The sequence below is a fragment of the Phormidesmis priestleyi BC1401 genome (assembly GCF_001650195.1).
GTDB lineage: Bacteria > Cyanobacteriota > Cyanobacteriia > Leptolyngbyales > Leptolyngbyaceae > Phormidesmis_A > Phormidesmis_A priestleyi_B.
This window is the reverse complement of sequence record NZ_LXYR01000057.1, coordinates 1-22732: the sequence shown is the minus strand read 5'-3', so window position 1 is coordinate 22732 and position 22732 is coordinate 1. Positions and strand designations below refer to the sequence as shown.

Annotated in this window: 19 protein-coding genes, 2 tRNA genes and 3 rRNA genes; 10 read left to right on the top strand and 14 right to left on the bottom strand. The window is 49.5% G+C overall.

The window, feature by feature from the left end:
* Positions 1-5: 5 nt before the first annotated feature.
* The 4 genes from carA (at position 6) to rlmB (ending at position 3896) form a co-directional block, all read left to right on the top strand.
* A complete protein-coding gene (carA, locus tag A8707_RS21305) occupies positions 6-1151 on the top strand; it encodes a glutamine-hydrolyzing carbamoyl-phosphate synthase small subunit (protein WP_068819208.1) in 1146 nt (381 codons plus the stop codon).
* 122 nt (positions 1152-1273) lie between these two features.
* Entirely contained in the window at positions 1274-1612 is a 339-nt protein-coding gene (locus A8707_RS21300) for an STAS domain-containing protein (protein WP_197484944.1), read from the top strand.
* A 177-nt stretch (positions 1613-1789) separates the two neighbouring features.
* Entirely contained in the window at positions 1790-2263 is a 474-nt protein-coding gene (locus A8707_RS21295) for a Mini-ribonuclease 3 (RefSeq protein ID WP_068819206.1), read from the top strand.
* A 61-nt stretch (positions 2264-2324) separates the two neighbouring features.
* On the top strand, positions 2325-3896 hold the full coding sequence (gene rlmB, locus A8707_RS27130; protein ID WP_082906448.1) for a 23S rRNA (guanosine(2251)-2'-O)-methyltransferase RlmB: 1572 nt from the start codon (positions 2325-2327) through the stop codon (positions 3894-3896).
* Positions 3897-4037: 141 nt separating this feature from the next.
* Here the strand turns inward: rlmB and A8707_RS21285 are convergent, their stop codons facing one another.
* Complete coding sequence (locus A8707_RS21285) at positions 4038-4880, bottom strand: alpha/beta fold hydrolase (RefSeq protein WP_068819205.1); 843 nt, start codon at positions 4878-4880, stop codon at positions 4038-4040.
* A gap of 176 nt (positions 4881-5056) precedes the next feature.
* Here A8707_RS21285 and A8707_RS21280 point away from each other — a divergent pair, with 176 nt between their 5' ends.
* Positions 5057-5701, top strand: coding sequence for a DUF2996 domain-containing protein (locus A8707_RS21280; protein ID WP_068819204.1), 645 nt, complete (start codon positions 5057-5059; stop codon positions 5699-5701).
* A gap of 63 nt (positions 5702-5764) precedes the next feature.
* Here the strand turns inward: A8707_RS21280 and A8707_RS21275 are convergent, their stop codons facing one another.
* The gene (locus A8707_RS21275) at positions 5765-6247 is read right to left on the bottom strand and encodes a TM2 domain-containing protein (RefSeq protein WP_068819203.1); all 483 of its coding nucleotides are present in this window, start codon (positions 6245-6247) and stop codon (positions 5765-5767) included.
* A 289-nt stretch (positions 6248-6536) separates the two neighbouring features.
* Between A8707_RS21275 and acsF the strand changes: the two genes are divergently transcribed.
* Positions 6537-7613 carry a magnesium-protoporphyrin IX monomethyl ester (oxidative) cyclase gene (gene acsF / locus A8707_RS21270; RefSeq protein WP_068819202.1) on the top strand — a complete coding sequence of 359 codons (1077 nt, stop codon included), beginning with the start codon at positions 6537-6539 and terminating at the stop codon, positions 7611-7613.
* Positions 7614-7780: 167 nt separating this feature from the next.
* Here acsF and A8707_RS21265 read toward each other — a convergent pair whose 3' ends face one another.
* The 5 genes from A8707_RS21265 to A8707_RS21250 form a co-directional block, all read right to left on the bottom strand.
* On the bottom strand, positions 7781-8905 hold the full coding sequence (locus A8707_RS21265) for a bifunctional heptose 7-phosphate kinase/heptose 1-phosphate adenyltransferase (protein ID WP_231948326.1): 1125 nt from the start codon (positions 8903-8905) through the stop codon (positions 7781-7783).
* Positions 8902-9144 carry an alpha amylase C-terminal domain-containing protein gene (locus tag A8707_RS21260; protein ID WP_068819200.1) on the bottom strand — a complete coding sequence of 81 codons (243 nt, stop codon included), beginning with the start codon at positions 9142-9144 and terminating at the stop codon, positions 8902-8904. Before A8707_RS21260 ends, A8707_RS21265 begins: the two co-directional genes overlap by 4 nt.
* A 39-nt stretch (positions 9145-9183) precedes the next feature.
* A complete protein-coding gene (locus A8707_RS27125) occupies positions 9184-9309 on the bottom strand; it encodes a glycogen-binding domain-containing protein (protein ID WP_082906447.1) in 126 nt (41 codons plus the stop codon).
* A gap of 393 nt (positions 9310-9702) precedes the next feature.
* Entirely contained in the window at positions 9703-10419 is a 717-nt protein-coding gene (locus A8707_RS21255; protein ID WP_068819199.1) for a 4'-phosphopantetheinyl transferase family protein, read from the bottom strand.
* Positions 10420-10421: 2 nt separating this feature from the next.
* A complete protein-coding gene (locus A8707_RS21250; RefSeq protein ID WP_068819198.1) occupies positions 10422-11099 on the bottom strand; it encodes a DUF2834 domain-containing protein in 678 nt (225 codons plus the stop codon).
* A gap of 41 nt (positions 11100-11140) precedes the next feature.
* Here A8707_RS21250 and cutA point away from each other — a divergent pair, with 41 nt between their 5' ends.
* The 4 genes from cutA to A8707_RS21230 all read left to right on the top strand — a co-directional run bounded on the left by cutA (position 11141) and on the right by A8707_RS21230 (position 15221).
* On the top strand, positions 11141-11470 hold the full coding sequence (gene cutA / locus A8707_RS21245; protein ID WP_068819197.1) for a divalent-cation tolerance protein CutA: 330 nt from the start codon (positions 11141-11143) through the stop codon (positions 11468-11470).
* 57 nt (positions 11471-11527) lie between these two features.
* Positions 11528-12013, top strand: a complete 486-nt coding sequence (locus A8707_RS21240; RefSeq protein ID WP_068819196.1) for a GNAT family N-acetyltransferase — start codon at positions 11528-11530, stop codon at positions 12011-12013.
* A 422-nt stretch (positions 12014-12435) separates the two neighbouring features.
* On the top strand, positions 12436-13464 hold the full coding sequence (locus A8707_RS21235; RefSeq protein ID WP_068819195.1) for an alpha/beta hydrolase: 1029 nt from the start codon (positions 12436-12438) through the stop codon (positions 13462-13464).
* The gene (locus A8707_RS21230; protein ID WP_068819194.1) at positions 13461-15221 is read left to right on the top strand and encodes a phosphatidylglycerol lysyltransferase domain-containing protein; all 1761 of its coding nucleotides are present in this window, start codon (positions 13461-13463) and stop codon (positions 15219-15221) included. The genes A8707_RS21235 and A8707_RS21230 overlap by 4 nt, the downstream gene beginning before the upstream one ends.
* A gap of 449 nt (positions 15222-15670) precedes the next feature.
* Here the strand turns inward: A8707_RS21230 and A8707_RS21225 are convergent, their stop codons facing one another.
* The 7 genes from A8707_RS21225 to A8707_RS21195 form a co-directional block, all read right to left on the bottom strand.
* Complete coding sequence (locus tag A8707_RS21225) at positions 15671-16771, bottom strand: Gfo/Idh/MocA family protein (protein ID WP_068819193.1); 1101 nt, start codon at positions 16769-16771, stop codon at positions 15671-15673.
* 99 nt (positions 16772-16870) lie between these two features.
* A complete protein-coding gene (locus tag A8707_RS21220) occupies positions 16871-17272 on the bottom strand; it encodes a single-stranded DNA-binding protein (protein WP_068819192.1) in 402 nt (133 codons plus the stop codon).
* 145 nt (positions 17273-17417) lie between these two features.
* Positions 17418-17534: ribosomal RNA gene (rrf, locus tag A8707_RS21215) — 5S ribosomal RNA — on the bottom strand.
* An 86-nt stretch (positions 17535-17620) separates the two neighbouring features.
* Positions 17621-20508, bottom strand: a 23S ribosomal RNA gene (locus A8707_RS21210).
* A 220-nt stretch (positions 20509-20728) separates the two neighbouring features.
* Positions 20729-20801 (bottom strand) — tRNA-Ala (locus A8707_RS21205).
* 13 nt (positions 20802-20814) lie between these two features.
* A tRNA-Ile gene (locus A8707_RS21200) sits at positions 20815-20888 on the bottom strand.
* Positions 20889-21041: 153 nt separating this feature from the next.
* Positions 21042-22532 (bottom strand): 16S ribosomal RNA (locus A8707_RS21195).
* The 16S, 23S and 5S rRNA genes sit together here with 2 tRNA genes alongside, the layout of an rRNA operon.
* Positions 22533-22732: the final 200 nt, after the last annotated feature.

Sequence of the window (22732 nt, the reverse complement as noted above, 5' to 3'; positions counted from 1 at the left end):
CTCCTATGTCTCTTTCCGTTGCTCAACCCGCTTTGCTCGTGCTGGCAGATGGCACGGTTTATCAAGGTTTTTCGTTTGGTGCGTCTGGAACCACGATCGGAGAAGTCGTCTTCAACACAGGCATGACAGGCTATCAAGAAGTCTTGACTGATCCCAGCTATCGAGGGCAGATCGTCACCTTCACCTATCCCGAACTCGGCAACACTGGGGTCAACCCAGACGACGATGAATCGGCAGTGCCTCATGTGCGCGGCGTGATCGCTCGGAATGTCTGCGATCGTCCTAGCAACTGGCGATCGACTCAATCACTGTCAGACTACCTTAAGCAGCACAACGTCATCGGCATCTATGGCATTGACACTCGTTCTCTCACTCGCAGGATTCGATCGACGGGGGCAATGAACGGGGCAATCTCGACCGAAATTCTCGACCCCAGCGAGCTGTTAGAGCGGGTGCAGGATGCCCCCGGTATGGCAGGATTAAATCTCGTTAAAGAAGTCACAACCACGGATACCTACGAATGGTCTGAGGTCACGGCTGCTGACTGGGAGTTTAGCCCGACTGCCCAACTGGGTAAAGACGTGTTTACGGTGGTGGCACTCGACTTTGGCATCAAGCGCAACATTCTGCGTCGGCTTGCCAGCTATGGGTGTCGCGTCGTTGTCGTCCCGTCTGACACGTCTCCTGAAGAGATTCTCAAACACAACCCAGACGGGATTTTTCTCTCGAATGGACCAGGCGATCCCGCTGCCAATCTTGACGGCATCGCAACGACAAAAGCCCTGCTAGCTTCGCAAAAGCCTGTCTTTGGCATCTGCATGGGACATCAGATTTTAGGACTCTCGCTAGGGGCAGAAACCTTTAAGCTCAAATTTGGTCATCGGGGGTTAAACCAGCCTGCGGGATTGAGCGATCGCATTGAGATTACCAGCCAAAATCACGGCTTTGCGCTCTCCGCCGAGTCGCTGCCGGATGCCACGATCGAAGTCACTCACTTAAATTTGAACGATCGCACGATCGCGGGGCTGCGCCACAAGACTCTGCCTATGTTTTCGGTGCAATATCATCCCGAAGCCAGCCCCGGACCTCATGATGCAGACTACCTGTTTGAGCAGTTTGTGACAGCAATGAGAGAACATCGGGAGAGATAAGAAATCACCTCCCTAAAAAGAGTGGTAAATGCTTCCCAGAAGAGTGTATACTGAAACCTCAAATTCTTGGATTTTGGAGCTAGGAGGGTTCTATTCCTGAGCCACTTAACCTAACCGTAAGCTTGAGAGGCACTCGCGAAGTTAGGGATAATTATCAAATATTCCGCCTCACAGGTCTGCTAGACGCATTCTCAGAGCCAACCTTCCGTAAGGTGCTTACCAAATGCGTTGAAGATGGACCTAAAAACGTCATTTTAGATCTCTCGACGATCGACTTCATTGACAGTTCGGGTCTAGGTGCTTTGGTGCAAGTTGCCAAAAAAGCCCAGACTGCCGCTGGCACGTTACAAATCGTGACCAACCCTCGTGTGACTCAGACGGTTAAGCTAGTCCGCTTAGAGAAATTCTTGGCGCTGCAAACCTCTGTCGAGGTGGCAATCGAGAACGTCAAGGCGGCTTAAAGAATCGCTCTGCCACTCATCTGCTATCCAGCAACTCTGGATAGCTATCTTTTTGTGTCATGATAGACTCTTCATCGATTTGCAGCCTTAGTCCTCAGTTTTGAATGGGTTTGCTAGGATCAGTCCAAGGTCGATGTCACTGACCAAAAGGTGCCATTGGCAAGGTGAAATAAGCGTGTGACCCCAAATGAGTCAGGAGTTTCAGATATTTTAGAGAGCAGTCTAGCTGATTTGAGGCTTGATAGGCACCGACCCGAAACACTCTCATTTGCTCAGGTTCAGCGTCTTTCTCCTGCGGCGTTGGCATATATAGGAGATGCAGTTTATGAGCTTCACGTTCGACGCTGCTACCTATTTCCGCCAGTGCGTTTAGAGAATTATCACCAGCAGGTTGTCGCCCAGGTGCGGGCAGAAAGTCAGGCGAACCATTTACGATCGCTCGAACCCTACCTAACCAGCGAGGAGCACGCGATTCTCAAGCGCGGTCGCAATGCGGCATCTAACCGTCATAAACGCGTTGACCCCCAGATTTATCAGCAAGCCACCAGTTTAGAAACGCTCATCGGCTATCTTTACCTGACTGACTCGCCTCGTCTATTAGAATTGCTTAGCCTTTTAGAGCTTGTCGCGTCCCCCAAAGCAAATGGATAACGCCTTTTAGGGTTGAACCATTGCTCGATCGATCACCGAAATTTGTCAGGAATTTAAATCTATGTCCATCAATAAACGCGATTCTGACAATCAGGATCGATCCAGCAGAGACTCTGCGGGTAAACCCAAACTCAAAGGCAAGCGCATCATCGTCGGACGAAAGGGTCGCGCCTATACAAAGCCTGACTCAGACCACGATCGGGGACAAGATCGCCCCGCCAAGAAATTTGAGCGAAACGGAAAATTCAAGCCCGAACGACCGTCTCGCAGCGAAAATGGTCGCTCTGAAGGCGGCTATCAGCGTCGCGAATTCAATTCCGACCGAGGCTCCGATCGTCCCGATACTCGCTCTGAAGGTAGCTACAAACCTCGCGAGAGCAACTCTGCAAAACCAAAGCTGCGATCAGGAGAACCGAGACGCTCAGACTTCAAGCCTCGTGAATCTAGATCTGACTTCAAACCCCGCGAACCCAGATCCGATTTTAAATCCCGCGACTCTAGACCTGACTTTAAATCTCGTGAGCCGAGACGGACAGACAGCAGATCGGACGACTCTAGACCTGACTTTAAATCTCGTGAACCCAGACAGGCAGACAGCCGATCAGGTGACTCTAGACCTAACTTTAAATCTCGCGAGCCGAGACGGACAGATGCTCGATCGGACGACTCTAGACCTTCTAGCTACAAATCTCGTGAGCCAAGACGATCGGACTCCAGACCCGACGACAGGCAATCGGATAGACCTGCAAAATGGTCTTCCTATGGGGCGGCAAAACCAGCCTCGTATGGCGGCGAAGTCAAGCGATCGTTCTATGGAGCCGATCAATTTGACCCTCAGGTTCCCGACGACGAAGAAGATAGCACTGATCTGATCTACGGGCGGCACACTGTTCTGGCAGCACTTCAGGGCGATCGCTCCCTCAACCGCGTTTGGATCACGTCTCGTCTCCGATACGATCCTCGCTTTCACACGCTGCTTACCGAGGCAAAAGCAAACGGCACCGTCATCGATGAAGTCGAACCCAACCGCCTCGACCAAATCACCAGTCGCGGAAATCATCAAGGGGTTGCCGCTCAAACCGCGCCTTATAAATATGTTGAGATGGGCGAACTGATTGAGAAAGCAAAAGCCGCCTCCGAGCATCCCGTGATTGTGGTTGCAGACAGCATCACCGATCCTCACAATTTAGGAGCCATCATCCGCACGGCTGAAGCCTTGGGTGCACAAGGGCTAGTGATTCCTCAGCGCCGAGCCGTCGGAGTCACCTCGACTGTGATGAAAGTGGCAGCAGGCGCGATCGAAAACTTCACTGTGGCACGAGTGGTTAACTTAACTCGCGCTCTAGAAGAGCTAAAAGAAGCGGGCTTTTGGATTTATGGCACGGCGGCTGAGTCGAGCCAACCCATTCACACTGTTGATTTTGCGAAAGCATCTGTTTTGGTCATTGGGGCAGAGGGCGAAGGACTCAGCCTAACGATGCAGAAAAGCTGTGATGTCTTGGTGTCCATTCCTCTTCAAGGCAACACGCCGAGCTTAAACGCATCGGTAGCGGCGGGAATGGCACTCTACGAGATTTATCGACAGCGCTGGGCAAGCACCATTAATATGAGTGCTTTAAAGAAAACGATGTGATTGAAAAACAAGAGGGAACCAATTTAACGATCTACGACGAAGAAATGGGTGAAGGTGCCTGCAAGATCTAGAACTCAAGGATTCTGAGTAGTCGGCTTTAAAGTGAGAAGGGATGAGTTGATTAAACTTGTCCCTCTTTTTTTATAGCGTTTGAACGACTTCGGGATGGTTGACTAACCAGCGATCGATATCTCCCAAAATCTGATCAGGAATCTCCCACGGCAGCAAATGAGCCGTATCTGGGTAGCAGTGGAATTCGCAATTTTGCAGCGATCGCACCATTTCTCGACTTGATGCAGCCGTGATGTGCCGATCTTTTTCTCCCGCTAACACTAGAGAAGGACACTGAATTCTATCGAGAGCGGACAGACGGTTATAGCCTTGCTGAAGGGCGACGTTCAGTGATCGGGTGGCAAATCCCGATGTTTTTAAGTAGGCAATCATCGCCTCGTTTGCCAGATATTCGTAAGTCGCAGGCGTGTGAGTTTGCACTAAATGGCGAAACAGCGATCGCTTCCCAAACGTGTCAATATTCCACTGCCAGCCCGGTTGCAGTCGATTCAAAATTGCGGCAACCCCTGTATAAATATTGTCCTGCAAGCTAATCGGTGGATGATCGCCCCACGGACGCGCTGAAGTCGCCACCAAGATTAGTCCGCTCACCCGTTCTGGGAATTTCAACGCTAACTCGACGGCTAAAATTCCGCCCAGCGACCATCCTAGAACGAGACAGCGATAGACATCGTAGCGATCGAGCACCGCTTCTAAATCAGTCAAGTGATCGATCATCAAAAAATCCTGCTGCGTCCGGCTGTCTCCATAGCCGCGCAGGTCAGGCGCGATCGTATGAAATCGCTTAGACAAGTGGCGCGTAAACACCGACAAACTTCGTCCTGCTCCAGGGTGCCCGTGCAGACACAAAATCGGGAATCCATTTCCTTCAGCCAGAACGTTGAGTTTGACGGCTGGCGATCGCTGATCCATGTTGAGGTGCCTCAAAGCGCTAACGGTGTTTATCGATGGTTTCTAATCTCAATTTTGATGCACAATTTATGCCAAATGCCATAGTCTGTCTGGCATTCATCGTTTATTATGAACTCAGAGATTGAACATCAGTCTCATTTGCGATCGACCTACTAACAAAAGGAGTCACTTGAGCTATGGCAGACCCAACCAACCATAACGACGCTGGCGAAGTCGCTCCCAGCACGGTTGAAAAGCAAGCTCCCGATGTGGCAGAAGACAACGCACCCAGCACCTCGTCTCCCGAAACGACCAGCATTCCGACTGCCAACGCGCCTGACCCAACTGCTGTCAACGCCGAAGACAATCCGAATGCGGTGAAGCCGAAGGCAGGAACCAACGAAGAAACGACTCTTAGTGAAGAAGCGGTCAAGCCAGCCAAAGCCAAGAAAGAAAAAGCGCCTGCTCTAGAAGATAAGCCCTTTACTGAGTTTGTCCAACAAGACTATCTGCCTGCTCTCAAACAGGGACTTGCGAAGATGGGCGTGACCGACCTCGACCTCGCGTTTGCGAAAAAGAAAATTCCCCTCAAGGGATACGAGTCGAATGAGTCTTGGCAAATCGTCGGTCAGTGGAAAACGTCTAGACAGCCTCGACAGTTCAATATCTATTTCTTCGATGAGAATATTAATGGTTTAAAAGGGTTCTCGTGTGACGAAAGCACTGGCAAACCCAGCACGTTGGAATCTTTTTTGATCGACGAACGTAAAGTCACCCTAGATCTTTTGGTCTTTGGTGCCGTTCAACGTCTGGATGGTCAAAAGTGGCTGGCGAGAAATTAGCCGTCTTATTCGGATGATGTGAAGGGACGTTCTGTGAAATGTCCTTTTCCTATTCTCACAGGTCTACATCTCTTTAAAGTCATACACGACAACGCCTGTTTCTGGATCGTTGCCAATTTCCGCATAGCCAGTTCTCAGCATTTCTTGCAGCATTTTCTCAACCTGGAAGAAGCTCAGACCTGTGGCGATCACTCCTTGCGTTACCGAAAGTTTACCGCCTCTTGCTTCTGCGGCTTTTAGCAGGTCAACGATCGCCTGATTTCGATAAGTCTGCAAGCTCAGTGGCTCGACTACACGATGAATTTCAATCTCGTTGGGTGTTATCCCTGACGTCGAGGCATTTAGACGGTTAGAAAGCTTGACATTGTGCGCCTCAACCATTTTGGGAATAAGAACTAGGTCAATCAAATGCCCCACTCCGAACAATCCACCGCTACACAGCCAAAGCAAACCCGTCCAGATCTTGCCGTTGTAGAGGCGATGAAGCCCTGACAGTCCGACTAATCCGCCCAACCAGAGAACGTAAGCGGTGCCAACTTTGTTCATATCTTCACGCGTTTTTAGAAGGCTCTCGTTCCTCATCATAGAAACTTTGCTCTTAATATAGGAGCCGATGAGACAAATTTTTGGCATTTTGCGATCGCAGACTGCCCAAATCTGTCTCCTTGTTGCAACTCTTAACAAAAAGCGCTTTTTTGCTTACCTCCTAGCTTGGTAGACTAGGAAGCGTATCCAGACTGCATTCCTGTATCCGCGTGACGCGATCGGCGTATTGAGATGTTGCATCAACGCCCACCCTGTAGCCGCAGAAGTTAGACCAAGAGCAATTATCATCATGGTAGATTCCCTTAAGAGACCTGGCTTTGAAGAACTCCGCCCTGGAATTAAAGTTCCAGCCAAGGAAACCATCCTCTCGCCAAAGTTCTACACCACAGACTTTGACGCGATGGCGAAGATGGATATCTCGCCCAACGAAGATGAACTGAGAGCGATTCTCGAAGAGTTTCGGGCTGACTACAATCGCCATCACTTTGTGCGCGATGCCGAGTTTGACCAATCGTGGGACAACATGGATTGGGACACTCGTAAGCAGTTTGTAGAATTTTTAGAGCGGTCTTGCACCTCCGAGTTTTCTGGCTTTCTGCTCTATAAAGAACTCAGCCGTAAGCTAAAAGATAAAAGCCCGTTGCTGGCAGAATGCTTTGGGCTGATGGCTCGTGACGAAGCCCGTCATGCTGGCTTTCTCAACAAAGCGATGTCAGACTTTAATCTGTCGCTCGATTTAGGGTTCTTGACCAAGAGCCGCAAATATACCTTCTTTAAGCCAGAATTTATTTTCTACGCGACTTATCTCTCCGAGAAAATCGGCTACTGGCGCTACATTAGGATTTATCGTCATCTTCAAGCCAATCCTGACAAGCGGATCTATCCGATCTTCCGCTTTTTTGAAAACTGGTGTCAGGATGAGAATCGCCACGGCGACTTTTTCGACGCGATCATGAAGGCGCAACCGCAGTATCTCAACACCTGGAAAGCACGGCTTTGGTGTCGGTTCTTCCTATTGGCGGTCTTTGGCACGATGTATATCCGAGACACTCAAGAACCTGGCTTCTATGAAGTGTTGGGGATTGATGCTCGTGAATATGAGACTTACGTGATTCAGAAGACGAATGAAACCGCAGGGCGAGTGTTTCCGGTGATGTTGAACGTAGACAGCCCAGAGTTTTATCAACGCCTGGATGTCTGTGTGCAAAACAACCGCGACTTGGCGACGATCGCTACGTCCAAAACGCCTAAAGTGCTGCAAATCTTTCAGAAGCTGCCTCTTTATGTCTCAAACGCGTGGCAACTGCTGCGGTTGTATTTGATGAAGCCGATTAACTCTGCTGTGGCTCAAGGTGTTGTGCGCTAGAAGATTCGTTGATTTTTGCTTGAAGGCGGCTCTGATGGATCGGAGCCGCTTTTTTGTGTGGATTTAACTGTTGTGCCAATTTCACTTTTGAATGGGGCAGATTTTATGTCATGGCAAAATCGGCAAGACGTTTCGGTGAAACGTCTCTACAGCGTCGGGTGAATTCATTATCTGTTGCATTCATTGGTCGATTTGGGGTCAGACCATTCATCGAGCAGCGCTTCTAGAGCCGCTTTCATCTCGTTAGGGTTAGTCGTGGTTGTGCCAAATTGACGAACGACGATGCTGGCGGCGAGATTACCTAAAACGGCGGCTTCCCAGAAAGTTGCTCCGGCAGCGAGACCGAGGGTGAGGGCAGCGACGACGGTATCGCCTGCACCTGTGACATCATAGACATCGGTGCGGTTGAATGCGGGAATGTGCTGTTCGGTGCCGTCGCGATCGAACAACGTCATTCCCTGATCGCCTCGCGTAATCAAAAATTGCTGTGCCTGGGTGATGTTTAATAAGTCTCGTCCCGCCTGAGAGAGGGTGACTGCATTTGTGATCTTGTAGCCCACTGCGAGTTCTGCTTCGGGCAAATTGGGCGTAAAGAGCGTCGCTTTTTGGTAGCGATCGAGTCCAGCCTGAGCGTCAACGATGGCGAGAGGATGAGTCAGCACTGCATCAATCACAGGCTGCGTAAGAGTGCCATCGCCATAGTCAGAACAGACGATCGCATCCACCGTTTTAACCTGCTGATAAATGTAGTCTGCAAGCTGCTGCTGAAGGTCGATCGACGGCAGATCATCAGACTTGCGATCGATTCTCACAATTTGCTGAGTGACCGACTGACGGGCGTGTCCAGAAATGCGAGTTTTGGTAATGGTGGGGCGATTGGGGTCAAGAAAAATGCCTTGGGTGTCAATTCCTGCATCTAGAAAAATTTGCTGAATGGCTTGCCCCTGCTGGTCTTTACCCAATAGACCGACTGCTTTCACGGTGGCTCCCAGTTGAGCAAAGTTGTAGACTGCATTGGCTCCTCCTCCCGGAACTTGCCGCGTCGTTTCATGCCGCAAAATCAACACGGGAGCTTCGCGAGACACCCGCTCGACCTGTCCTGTCATGAATTCGTCTAACGTCAGATCGCCCACAATCAGAATTTTTGCCTGAGAAAACTGATCGATCAGGTGAAATAAGCGATCGGCAGATTGCCGAAGTTGAGCGGTGAAAACAGCATCTAGGGACATAGGAAGTGATTCGTAGCGATCGACGTTCCATTGTCGCTCACCTGGGAACGTTTTTAACGTCACTCTTGGGTCAGGATGAGCGCCCCAAAACTGAAAAGGTCGATCGCTAACTGATGATCTTTTGCTTCAAATTGCTCACCCATCCACGATCGCCAATTGCCATCTGCCGGAAACGAAGAAATCGAGTAGTTCTCGTAGGGCTGCTCTGAGAAATTAAGAGTGATCATTCGATCGCCCGTTTCAGCCCAGCGCACAAAAGTCAGCACTTTGTGATCATCGAGCGCAAGACTGTTTGACTGCACCCGAAACTTATCGTGATAGCTGCCATCATCTAGATCAATCTACGTGCGAAAATGACCATCCTTTCGTTTCTGCATCGGCACCTCTTGCCAGTCAGAAAAAGAGCCAATCAGAGAGACCGATTGATTGTTAGGAGCAAAAAGTTTGAACTTGATCGGACTTGTCATAGCTGCTTGCTGTGATTAAAAAATGGAAAACATAGGCGATGTGCAATTTTTTCTTGACCCTTTTTTAAGGCAGAGCTAATCTGTTGCAGAAAGAAGAATAGTGCAGCCCTTATTCCTACATTTCACCTTAGCTAGGTCGCCATTGGAGTCAGACGAGAAGACAGGGTTTCAAGATTTTTATTTTTCGGATAGATCAGCCCTGCGTTATTGTAGGGGGCAAACAAGTCAAATTCGATAGAACTTGTCATAAAACTCTCAAGAGTAAAGACTCAATTACGCTCAGAGCGGAGTTGATGTGTTATCTAATGATCGTTTCAATTAAGACATCTTGCCCTTGTGGTATAGTCTTCTTCCAATCTCTTGCGCTCTATATCTTGCGAAGTAGGTCTTCAGTTAAAGTCGCCAAAAGATAAGGTTGCGATGTTGATGTGAGGTGACGATCGCCCCAACATAGTCTTCTGCAAGATCTAATTCTCGAAGGTTCCAATCTGCAATGTTTCCCTGAGGAATCTTTTTTAGACACGCTTGTTTTGAACTCAAAGAAATTTCTAATTCTTGTAGTTTTGCGAGTCCGTCGCCTGTCGCTTTGAGATAGGCTTCTTTGCAAGCCCAGTAGCGAAAAAAGGTGCGAGACTGTTGATTTATCGGTAAAGCCGCGATCGCGGCATGTTCGTTCGATGTGAAAAACCGCTGAGTTAAAGAGTCTAAATCTGCGATCGCTCTAATGTGTTCTAAATCAACGCCAACTGAGTGATCGAGCGCGATCGCATAGAGCGCTAATCCTTGAGAATGGGCGACGTTGAACTGCAAAGATTGATCTGCTAGAAACGGTTTACCTTTTTCGCTGTAGAGAAACTGCACTCGATCGGGTTCGATTTGCAGATATTGACCGAGAATCGATCGCAGAACGCCGCGTCCGGCAACAAATCGCTGACGATGTTGGACAAACCGAAAGCGATCGGCGCGAATTTGCTCATCTGATGACAGCAGTTTTGCAAAACATTCGATAGATTCAGTTGGCAAATCAAGGGTCGATCGCCACACATGAACCTCGTCATTTTGCAGCCTCAGATTAGTTGGGGGACGCATCCAATCGCTTTGGTTCTTCATCTTCAAACCGATGCGGGTTGTTGACGAATGGCTTCTGTTCTCAACTGCTCAATCACGGGAGGACGCAGTGTGAGATAGGCGATCGCCCCAAACAACGGCACCAAAGAAACCGCCCAAAAAATTCGTCGATCGGTCAATCCTCTCCGCGCCATGTCATCTCCCAGCAGCGTCGGAAATAGAGCACACAATAGACAGAAATCTAAACTCATCACATGAATAAATCGGCTAGTTTGCCACTGCTGCACAAAGTCATTCCAATCGCCTTGAGTCACGCCGTAAACGACTAACGCGATCGCTCCGAGTGCAATAATCGCCCCAGTCCAGCGAGAGTCTAACAGTTTGAGAAACCAGTTTTTTTGTCCTAGAAACGTCGGATTAGGTTTGCGAAAAATCAGGTAGGGCAGAATCGCAAACGCCCCTACTGCAAACGATGCTGTCGAAAATAGCCACGCAGGAAGTTTTTGTCCTTTGCCGTCGAGATACATCACGCAACTGTAAATCATAGGAAACACACCCATAATGTTAAACAGCGCCACGATTAGAGGATTAACGCCTTGAACTTGCCCAGTAGACAGATTTTTAATCAGGTCGATCGTGTTGGGACTGTCAGGCGGCGCAAGCAAAAAAGCATAGCTAACAAATCCGACCCAGATTAGGGTGAGAGCAACTTTTTTGAACATGAGGCTTGAAAATAGTAGAGAGTGATTCTAGTTTAAGCCTTATGACCAAAGAGACCGAACGTTATGGAATCGTGTTGGTGACGACGGGTTCGCGGCAAGAGGCAGACGCGATCGCAGAGTCCCTCATTCAGGCAAAACTCGCAGCTTGTGTAAATCTGCTGCCAGTGTTTTCAATTTACACCTGGCAAGGGGCGATTCATCGAGACGAAGAGTGGCAACTGCTGATCAAATCTGAGCGATCGCGATTTGACGAACTAGAAGCCAAGATTCGAGAACTCCACTCTTATGATGTGCCAGAGATTATCGCACTGCCGATCGTCGCCGGATCTCAGCCCTATTTGCAGTGGATTTCTAGTCAAGTCCAGGAGTAACCTTGAGAGCTGCAATTCTGGATTAAGCTGATTCGCAATTGATTCTTCAAAATCATCATGATTCGCGACGCTGTTGAAGCTGATTTGCCCTCGATCGTCACCATTTACAACGCAGCAATTCCCTGCCAAGTGGTCACCGCAGATTTTGCGCCTGTGACGATCGAGAGTCGTCTCGCTTGGTTTCAGGCTCACACCTCAAATCACCATCCGCTCTGGGTAATCGATATCAACGGCACGGTCGCTGGATGGCTCGGATTTCAGCCGTTTTACGGCAGACCTGCCTATCAAAGCACGGCTGAGTTGAGTCTTTACGTTCACCCAAATTATCAGCGCATGGGCATTGGGCGAAAACTTTTGGAGCGATCGATCGAGACGGCTCCAGCTCTCAAATTAGCTACTTTGTTAGGATTCATCTTTGCCGACAATCATCCTAGCCTGAAGCTATTTCAGCAGTTTGACTTTGAGCGGTGGGGGTATTTGCCCAGAGTCGCCAAGTTTGATAAAGGAGACCAAGATTTAGTGATTCTCGGTAGACGAATTTAGGCGTGTTTTAACTTGAGCGACTGCAAACCCCGCAGGTGGACAGATTCCATAAACCTGAAATCCTAGAACGATCGGCGCGAGATCTTAGGCATGTGATAAGCCGTAATTGCGATCGCTCCATCTGGGCTATAAACAGCTTCGGCTCTGGCAACGATCGGATAACTCCACCAAGCTTTGATGCGATTGCTGTAGCCTGCCCCACTGAGGAGCGCGTCAAAATCTTAAGTAGGCAATACTTCCATTGCGATAGGTGGAATTTTATCTATCAGACGCTAATCGAGGGTCACAAGAGCCGCGATCGAGGCTGTAAGACGACCTCCGGCAGCAAGCTTCAGTGAAACGTCAAGAATCACCATCGTTTTAGCGCGGTGAGTATGTCAATCTAGATAGGTGAACTTTCTCACTGTCTACAAACTTTCTGCATGAAGCGTTCTAAAAACCTCTTTCGCACCCTGATAATCTTCGGCGCACTAGGTCTCACAGCTTTAGCAGCCGGAGGTTATTGGTATGTCTTTGTAGAAGGGGCACCGCAAATCGACCCTCCTCAAGCCGAACCGGAAACCGGACTTGTTTTTCGAGTGCAGAATTTTAACAGTAACGCGATGGGTCAGAGACGCTATGGGGTCGTCTTGCCTCCTGGTTATAACAAAAACCCAAATCAGCGCTATCCCGTGATTGTGCTGCTGCACGGTGGACACGGCAGTGAGCGAGACTTTGAAGACAAAGCGGCTCTGACTTCAGTTCTGCATGACCTCTACAAAGCGCACACGCTTCCCCCTGCGATCGTCATCACGCCAGACGGCAACGACAGTCGGGGCACAAGTCCCTTCTGGGACCCTCAATATTACGATGGAGACAATGGCAGAGTCGCCACCTTGATTGGCTCAGATCTGGTCAACGAGATCAAAACTCGCTATCGATCGCTCAGTGAACCCCAATTTTGGGCGATCGGAGGGTCATCTTCGGGCGGGTGGGGTGCGTTAAATATCGGGTTGCGCTATCTCGATCAATTTCACATCTTCTTCAGCCACACGGGCTATTTTATTGACAACAGTGGTGCAGCAAACAGCCCACAACTCTTCGTTCAGCAAGTTCCCCTGGAGACTCGCCCTCAGTTGCGGGTGTACTTAGATGCCGGAAAAGAGGATGCTAAATACCTACAAGCTACTCAGCAATTTCATCAAACTCTTGATCGCCTGAAGATTCCAAACGAGTTTCACGTCTTTCCGGGAGGACATGGGATCGTCGGCAAAAACGTAGGTTGGAATTACTGGCATAAACATTTAACAAACTCGCTGAGCTTTGTAGGGAAACAGTTTAAAGCCGCTCTTCCTGACGCTAAGTCTGATGCCACACCCTTAGAAAAAACAGACCCAAAAATGCAGAAAACCAATCAGTCCAAGACAGTAGAATCCCTGCCTACATCTTCTCCGGGAGACTTTAAACCATGAGTGCTAAGGGTCAGCGCAAGATACAGCCCCTCGCGATCGGGCTAACCCATCGCACGCGCATCGCCCTATGGACGGTCTCAATCTGGACAGGCTTAGTCGGTTTAGTTAACGTAGTGTCTGCGGTCTCACCCAGCTTACCCGGACGAGTCAGATGGTTGATGCCTCTGTTCCCGTTTCCAATTCGAGCGGGTGGACACGTCTTTGCAGCGTTGACGGGCTTTTTGCTCCTGACGTTGGCAGCCAATCTTCTGCGCCGTAAGCGGGTGGCTTGGCTGCTCACAGTCGCATTGTTGGGCATCTCGATCGTCAGCCACCTCGTCAAAGGGCTGGACTATGAAGAGAGTTTGCTGGCGATCGTGCTTCTGATCCAACTAATCGTGATGCGGAAGACCTTTACGGCTCGCTCCGATCGCCCGTCTATCTTTCAAGGCATTCGCGTTCTGATTGAAGCGTTAATCTTCACCGTGGCTTATGGAACGGTTGGTTTTTACATTCTCGACGGCAGGTTTAATGTTAATGGTGAGCCTGTTAACTTTGGTTTGCTTGCGTCGATCGAGCAAACGCTGGCAATCTTCTTTACTGAAGATAACGCGGGGTTAGAACCCACAACTCGGTATAGTGCATTCTTCATCAACTCTATTTACATCGTGGGAGCCGCTACGTTAGCCTATGCGTTGTTCATGCTATTGCGTCCAGTGTTGCTAAGAGGCGATCCAGCAACGATTGCTGAGCGTAGACGAGCCAGAGATTTGATTGACCGATATGGACAGACTTCTCTAGCGCGGTTATCGTTACTGAAAGACAAATCTTACTATTTCAGCCCGTCTGGGCAGAGTGTGATCGCTTATGTTGCCAAAAGTCGATCGGCGATCGCGCTAGGTGATCCTATCGGTGCTTCTGACGATCGAGTCGAAGCCATTCTCTCCTTCAGTCAATTTTGTGATCTCAACGACTGGTTTCCTGCATTTTATGAAACCTCAGCCGATCAGTTAGAGCGCTACTGCGCGTTAGGATTTCAGCAGATTCAAATTGGCGAAGAAGCGATCGTCGATCTGACCACGTTTACGCTCAAAGGAAAAGCCGCGCAAAATCTCCGCACCGCGCTGAATCGATCTGCCAAAGCAGGCTACCGTTTCAACCTTTACGAATCGCCCATTCAACCAGAATTATTTCAGCAGTTAAGACCTGTCAGCGATGAATGGCTCAAAGACAAGCAGGGGTCAGAAAAACAGTTTTCGATCGGCTGGTTTGATGAAGACTATCTGCGAGATTGCTCGATCGCGGTCGTCTACGACGCAGATAATCAGGTCGTCGCCTTTGCAAACTTGTTGTCTGGCTATAATCGCCGAGAAGTCACGATCGATTTGATGCGTCACCGATTAGATGCCGAAAAAGGCACAATGGATTTTCTGTTTGTTTCAATGTTTCAGCACTTTAAAGAGGCAGACTATGACAGCTTTAACCTCAGTCTTTCGCCTTTAGCAGGCGTTGGTGCAAAGCCAAGTGCCCGCAGAGTTGAGAAAGCCCTAAATTATTTATTTAATCATCTCAATCAGTTTTATAACTTCAAAGGGCTGCACCAATTCAAAGAGAAATTTCAGCCTAGATGGGAGCCACGCTATTTAGTATTTCCAAGTAGATCTGCTCTACCAGAGGTGATCTTAGGATTAGTTAGAGCCGATTCGGGCGATCGCTTATTTGAATATTTTCAGCTTGAATATGTGAGGCAATCGATCGGGGCATTCTTCGATCGTTGACCCTAATCAATCCTTCAAATAGCATTAAATCATTAATGGCATAATCAACAGTCCGGACAATTTTAAACCGCCAACGGTGGAATGCGGGTTTCAGCATCATCACTGAAGCAAATACCAACGGTGGAATGAGGGTTTCAGCCTCTGCCTCAAAAAATGTCCGGAGTATTGATAATAAGAGGTCTAGTTTCATCAGCGACATCAACCACTCCTAGGAAGTCTTCCTAAGACTTAAGTCTGAGTGATTACATGAACGCATTTGTCTTAATTTCTGCTCCCAGCACATTTGTCACATTCGACAAGTTGTCCAGAGAAACGAGCCGGAATATTGCTACTAACTACGTTTCTTGAAGAATCTAGCCTTAGTACATATACCCACTAACATCTTCCAACGATTACACTTCTGGTTAAAATGATACTTGCTCTTCTAGTCGAAATGATACTTGCTATTTTTATCGCTTAGGAACATTTACCCAAGTTCCGGTCTCGTTTGACTCGTGCGCCAAATCCATTAAGAGCTGCGAATAAATTCCTTCTTGCAGCGAGGGCGGCAGAGACTCGCGACGATCAAGACTCAACACAAACTGATTTACCACCCGAATAAAGGGTGCAATTCTGCCGTCAGCGTAGACTTGAGAAAACGCAAGACGTTTAGGAATCTCTAACTCCGCCAACGGCTCCCCACGCTGACTACCCGACAATTTGAAGCCATGCACATAGTCTTTTTGATTGTCACTGCCGAGAGTTAGCGTGCCCCGATCACCATACACTTCGACCCAGTGCCCGCGCCCTTGATAGGTCGCTGCACTTAAGCAAATCTGACACGGAGTCCCATCCGCTAACTCAAGCGTTATCAAGCAAGTGTCATCGGCATCAACGAGCTTCAACTGTCCAGAATTGGAATCAGGTCGCTCTGGAATTGAAATGTGTAAACGTGCACATAGGCGGTCAACAGAGCCAAATAGCCAGGCAATGTAGTCAAAGGCGTGGGATCCGATCGCGCCCAATGCGCCGCCGCCTTGATCCCTCTGAGCATACCAATTCCAGGAGCGTGAGGCATCGGCACGACTCGACATCAGCCAGTCAATTTTGATCAAGCGTTTTCGTCCGACATAGCCTTCTGAAATTAATTCCGCCAATCGCTGCCACGCCGGGACAAAGCGAAACTCAAAATTCATGGTTGCGATCGCGCTCTTCTGCACCGCCAGCCCTTGTAAGTGTTGTGCCTCTGACACCGATAATGCAGTTGGTTTTTCTAACAGCAAATGCTTCCCAGCTTCGAGCACCGTCTTTGCCATCTCATAGTGCAAAAACGGCGGAGTTGAGATGCTAACCGCCTGCACATCAGATAGCAAAACAATTTCCTCTAGCGTTCGGCAAGCGTAGGGAATATTGTGAGCTTGAGCGATCGCACGTGCTTTCTCTAAGTCACGATGATAGACTGCCACAATTTGAGTGCGCGGATGCTCTTGAAACCCCGGAATGTGAACCTTTTGACCGAAGCCTGTGCCTACGATCGCTATACCAACAGGAGTCTTAGTCGAATAAACCATAGCGACACCTGAAACTCTGGACTCGCAACAGTACATTGAGCATTATTTTATCAGAAAGACTCTCTATTAGGCACCGCTTCAGAAACGTTTAGCCCGCCGTCAAGCTGATGCCATTACTCCCTCAACAAACTCGTTCTCAACTGCTCCATTTTTGCTTTCAGCATCCCGAACGATATCAAGGTCGATATCTAGAACAGTCATCTGCAACCCTGCTCTAGGAACATTTCCGTTACTTGAAATAAAAGGATTGGGTTCAACGTTACCCGTACAAATGATAAGTGACCCTTTCTTTAAGAACTGAAGTTTGCGCCACGCATAAGATTTCTCCCAGATGCTCAACGACACCGTAAACGACTCCTCACGCTCACGGGGCTTCTGCACATACAGGGTCGCAGTCGCCACTTGAGCCTTTTCCCCGCTCTTTAACTCAACAGTTTTGATTTGTACATCTGCCGCTAAGTTACCGCTAACTATCCATTTATTTAGTCCTGTACTTGCCATTGTGTCTCCAGATGTTTTCCTTACCAGCTCAGAGTTCCCAGAAATCTGTAGAGATCAACAGAGGGTTAAGCTAATGAGCAAATCAAGCTGAAAAATAGGAGAGCTTCTCACAGTGATGTAAGAAGCTCTCCTATTCAAATAATTGCCCTGGCGATGAGCTATTTTTGCGGGAGGCTACCCTCCAACTATCTTCGCCGCTGTCACGTTTCACACCTGAGTTCGAGATGGGTCAGGGTGGGTCCACGACGCTAGAAACACCAGGAAAGCTCGTGGCTTTGTTCTGTTGTTAGATAGAGCCTTGAAGGCTGCATAGAAACTTGTCTTACATTCACGTCTGCTGAGAGACTAGAGGTCAAACCCTCGGTCTATTAGTACGGCTCGACTGCATGCATTACTGCACTTCCATCTACCGCCTATCAACGGGTGTTCTGCCCGTGACCTTACTGGGTTAACCCCATGAGAGCACTCATCTTGAGGTGGGCTTCCCACTTAGATGCTTTCAGCGGTTATCCGCTCCGCACATAGCTACCCAGCGTTTACCGTTGGCACGATAACTGGTACACCAGCGGTGCGTCCTTCCCGGTCCTCTCGTACTAAGGAAGGCTCCTCTCAATGCTCTTACGCCTGCACCGGATATGGACCGAACTGTCTCACGACGTTCTGAACCCAGCTCACGTACCGCTTTAATGGGCGAACAGCCCAACCCTTGGGACGTACTACCGCCCCAGGTTGCGATGAGCCGACATCGAGGTGCCAAACCTCCCCGTCGATGTGAACTCTTGGGGGAGATCAGCCTGTTATCCCTAGAGTAACTTTTATCCGTTTAGCGACGGCCTTTCCACGCAGCGCCGTCGGATCACTAAAGCCGACTTTCGTCCCTGTTCGACATGTACGTCTCACAGTCAAGCTCTCTTGTGCTTTTACACTCTACGGCTGATTTCCAACCAGCCTGAGAGAACCTTTGCGCGCCTCCGTTACCTTTTAGGAGGCGACCGCCCCAGTCAAACTGCCCACCTGATACGGTTCCGCTGCCGGATTACGGCAAGCGGTTAGAATTCTAGCTTTGTTAGAGTGGTATCTCACCGTTGACTCCATCGTCCCCACGAGGACAACTTCATAGTCTCCCACCTATCCTGCGCAAACAAAGCCCGAACCCAATACCAGGCTACAGTAAAGCTTCATAGGGTCTTTCTGTCCAGGTGCAGGTAGTCCGTATCTTCACAGACACTCCTATTTCGCCGAGCCTCTCTCCGAGACAGCGCCCAAATCGTTACGCCTTTCGTGCGGGTCGGAACTTACCCGACAAGGAATTTCGCTACCTTAGGACCGTTATAGTTACGGCCGCCGTTCACCGGGGCTTCAGTCGCCAGCTTCAAAGATTACTCTCCTGACCGACTTCTTTAACCTTCCGGCACTGGGCAGGCGTCAGCCCCCATACTTCGTCTTACGACTTCGCGGAGACCTGTGTTTTTGGTAAACAGTCGCTTGGGCCTCTTCACTGCGACCACCTTTCGATGGCACCCCTTCTCCCGAAGTTACGGGGCCATTTTGCCGAGTTCCTTAGAGAGAGTTATCTCGCGCCCTTGGGTATTCTCAACCTTCCCACCTGTGTCGGTTTAGGGTACAGGTAATCCTGGATTAACGTGTTTAGAGCTTTTCTAGGAAGCTTGACGTCACACACTTCGAGTCCGTAGACCCTCGTACTCATGTCTCAGCTCAAGTCGTTTTCACCGACTCTCATCACCTCGAACACTTGAACCGCGAACCAACATGCGGCTGTGTTAGCCTTCTCCGTCCCTCTGCACAATCCAACATCAGTATCGGAATATTAACCGATTGTCCATCGACTACGCTCTTCAGCCTCGCCTTAGGTCCTGACTCACCCTCCGTGGACGAGCCTTGCGGAGGAAACCTTGGGATTTCAGGGCATTGGATTCTCACCAATGTTTGCGCTACTCAAGCCGACATTCTCACTTCTGCTTCGTCCACACCTGCTCTCGCTGATGCTTCAAACTACAACAGAACGCTCCCCTACCGATTCATCGATAGATAAATCCCACAGCTTCGGTACACAACTTAGCCCCGTTCATTTTCGGCGCAAGAGCGCTTGACCAGTGAGCTATTACGCACTCTTTTAAGGATGGCTGCTTCTAGGCAAACCTCCTGGTTGTCTGGGCACTCTCACCTCCTTTATCACTGAGTTGTGATTTGGGGACCTTAGCTGGTGGTCTGGGCTGTTTCCCTCTTGACGATGAAGCTTATCCCCCACCGTCTCACTGGCAATCTGTTCACAAGGTATTCAGAGTTTGACTCGATTTGGTACCGCTCTCGCAGCCCGCACCGAATCAGTGCTTTACCCCCTTGCTATAATCATTGCCGCTGCGCCTCAACACATTTCGGGGAGAACCAGCTAGCTCCGGGTTCGATTGGCATTTCACCCCTAACCACAGGTCATCCGCTGATTTTTCAACATCAGTCGGTTCGGACCTCCACTTGGTGTTACCCAAGCTTCATCCTGCCCATGGTTAGATCACCCGGGTTCGGGTCTATAAATACAGATGTGCGCCCTATTCAGACTCGGTTTCCCTTTGACTTCGCCATTCTCGGCTTAATCTACCTGTACCTATAAGTCGCCGGCTCATTCTTCAACAGGCACACGGTCAGACGTTTAAATCGTCCTCCCATTGCTTGTAAGCTGATGGTTTCATGTTCTATTTCACTCCCCTTCCGGGGTTCTTTTCACCTTTCCCTCGCGGTACTGGTTCACTATCGGTCACACAGGAGTATTTAGCCTTACGAGGTGGTCCTCGCGGATTCACACGGGATTTCACGTGCCCCATGCTACTCGGGATTCAACTAGTATCATTAAGCTTTCAACTACGGGACTTTCACCCCCTCTGGTGCAGCATTCCACTGCTTCGTCTAGCCGCTTGAGTCCATATCGTTGTCCCACGACCCCAAAGTGCATGCACTCTGGTTTAGGCTGTTTCCGTTTCGCTCGCCGCTACTTGGGAAATCACGTTTGTTTTCTCTTCCTACAGCTACTAAGATGTTTCAATTCGCTGCGTTCGCTCTTTCCACCCTATGGATTCAGGTGGCAGTATATAGGGTTGCCCCATTCGGAAATCTCTGGATCAATGCTTGCTTCCAACTCCCCAGAGCATATCGTCGGTAACCACGTCCTTCTTCGCCTCTGTGTGCCTAGGTATCCACCATCAGCCCTTATTAGCTTGACCACTTAAAATCAACCAACATTGGTGTCTGTGATATCTGTTGTGCCTCTCAATAATCTGCCTTGTGAGCAATTTACTGAAAGACTACTACTTTCTACCTGACAAGTTTCTATGCAGTTTTCAAGGTTCTAACTGGAATGATTCCAGCAGGCTTTCTATAAGTTAGATAAGTTGCTGAAATTGAACTCAGTTTGATTGTTCGAGGAAAGCTGAAAGCTTTCAGTGGAGGTTAACGGACTCGAACCGTTGACATCCTGCTTGCAAAGCAGGCGCTCTACCAACTGAGCTAAACCCCCTCATTTATAAAGGTGGGCCATCCTGGACTCGAACCAGGGACCTCACCCTTATCAGGGGTGCGCTCTAACCACCTGAGCTAATAGCCCATAACCCGAACCAATCTTACATAGCTTGGAAGTCAACACTCAAATCCTCAACGACCTTGGGATGACCAGCTTTTCCTCTAATCACCCAGTGCTCAGTTAACAAAAGTTAATTCAAACCCTGGGTACTCGAAAAAAAACGGGTAGGTCTCCCTATAAGGAGGTGATCCAGCCACACCTTCCGGTACGGCTACCTTGTTACGACTTCACCCCAGTCATCAGCCCTGCCTTCGGCATCCTCCTCCGCGAACGGTTGGAGTAACGACTTCGGGCGTGGCCAACTCCCATGGTGTGACGGGCGGTGTGTACAAGGCCCGGGAACGTATTCACCGCAGTATGCTGACCTGCGATTACTAGCGATTCCGCCTTCATGCAGGCGAGTTGCAGCCTGCAATCTGAACTGAGCCACGGTTTATGAGATTTGCTTGTCCTCGCGAACTTGCGGCTCTTTGTCCGTAGCATTGTAGTACGTGTGTAGCCCAAGGCGTAAGGGGCATGCTGACTTGACGTCATCCCCACCTTCCTCCGGTTTGTCACCGGCAGTCTCTCTAAAGTGCCCAACTGAATGATGGCAACTAGAAACGAGGGTTGCGCTCGTTGCGGGACTTAACCCAACATCTCACGACACGAGCTGACGACAGCCATGCACCACCTGTGTTCGCGCTCCCGAAGGCACCCTTCCCTTTCAAGAAGGTTCGCGACATGTCAAGCCTTGGTAAGGTTCTTCGCGTTGCATCGAATTAAACCACATACTCCACCGCTTGTGCGGGCCCCCGTCAATTCCTTTGAGTTTCACACTTGCGTGCGTACTCCCCAGGCGGACAACTTAACGCGTTGGCTACGGCACTGCCCGGGTCGATACGGGCAACACCTAGTTGTCATCGTTTACGGCTAGGACTACAGGGGTATCTAATCCCTTTCGCTCCCCTAGCTTTCGTCCATGAGTGTCAGCTCAGGCCCAGTCACGCGCTTTCGCCGCTGGTGTTCTTCCCAATATCTACGCATTTCACCGCTACACTGGGAATTCCCGTGACCCCTACCTAGCTCTAGTCTTGGAGTTTCCACCGCCGATACGAAGTTGAGCCTCGCGCTTTGACAGCAGACTACCAAAACCACCTGCGGACGCTTTACGCCCAATAATTCCGGATAACGCTTGCATCCTCTGTATTACCGCGGCTGCTGGCACAGAGTTAGCCGATGCTGATTCATCAGGTACCGTCATTGTGTTCTTCCCTGATAAAAGAGGTTTACGACCCAAGAGCCTTCCTCCCTCACGCGGTATTGCTCCGTCAGGCTTGCGCCCATTGCGGAAAATTCCCCACTGCTGCCTCCCGTAGGAGTCTGGGCCGTGTCTCAGTCCCAGTGTGACTGGTCATCCTCTCAGACCAGTTACTGATCGTCGCCTAGGTGAGCCTTTACCTCACCTACTAGCTAATCAGACGCGAGCTCATCTTCAGGCTATAAATATTTCACCCCGAAGGGCACATCGGGTTTTAGCAGCCGTTTCCAACTGTTGTCCCCGTCCTAAAGGCAGATTCTCACGCGTTACTCACCCGTCCGCCACTATCCCCGAAAGGACCGTTCGACTTGCATGTGTTAAGCATACCGCCAGCGTTCATCCTGAGCCAGGATCAAACTCTCCATGTTGTAAAACATAGGGCTTGTTACAGCTCACTATCGAAATAAGTAAAACTTACCTCTCGCTCTGAATCCCCAAAAGAACTCAGAAATTTATTTGCTTTGACGAGGTTTAAGTGCTATTATGACTTCCAAACTATGCAATTGTCTTGGTTCTGGCGGAAAAGTTCGCTTCACTTTCGCGTCGCTCTCCTTCACCGCTTAATGAA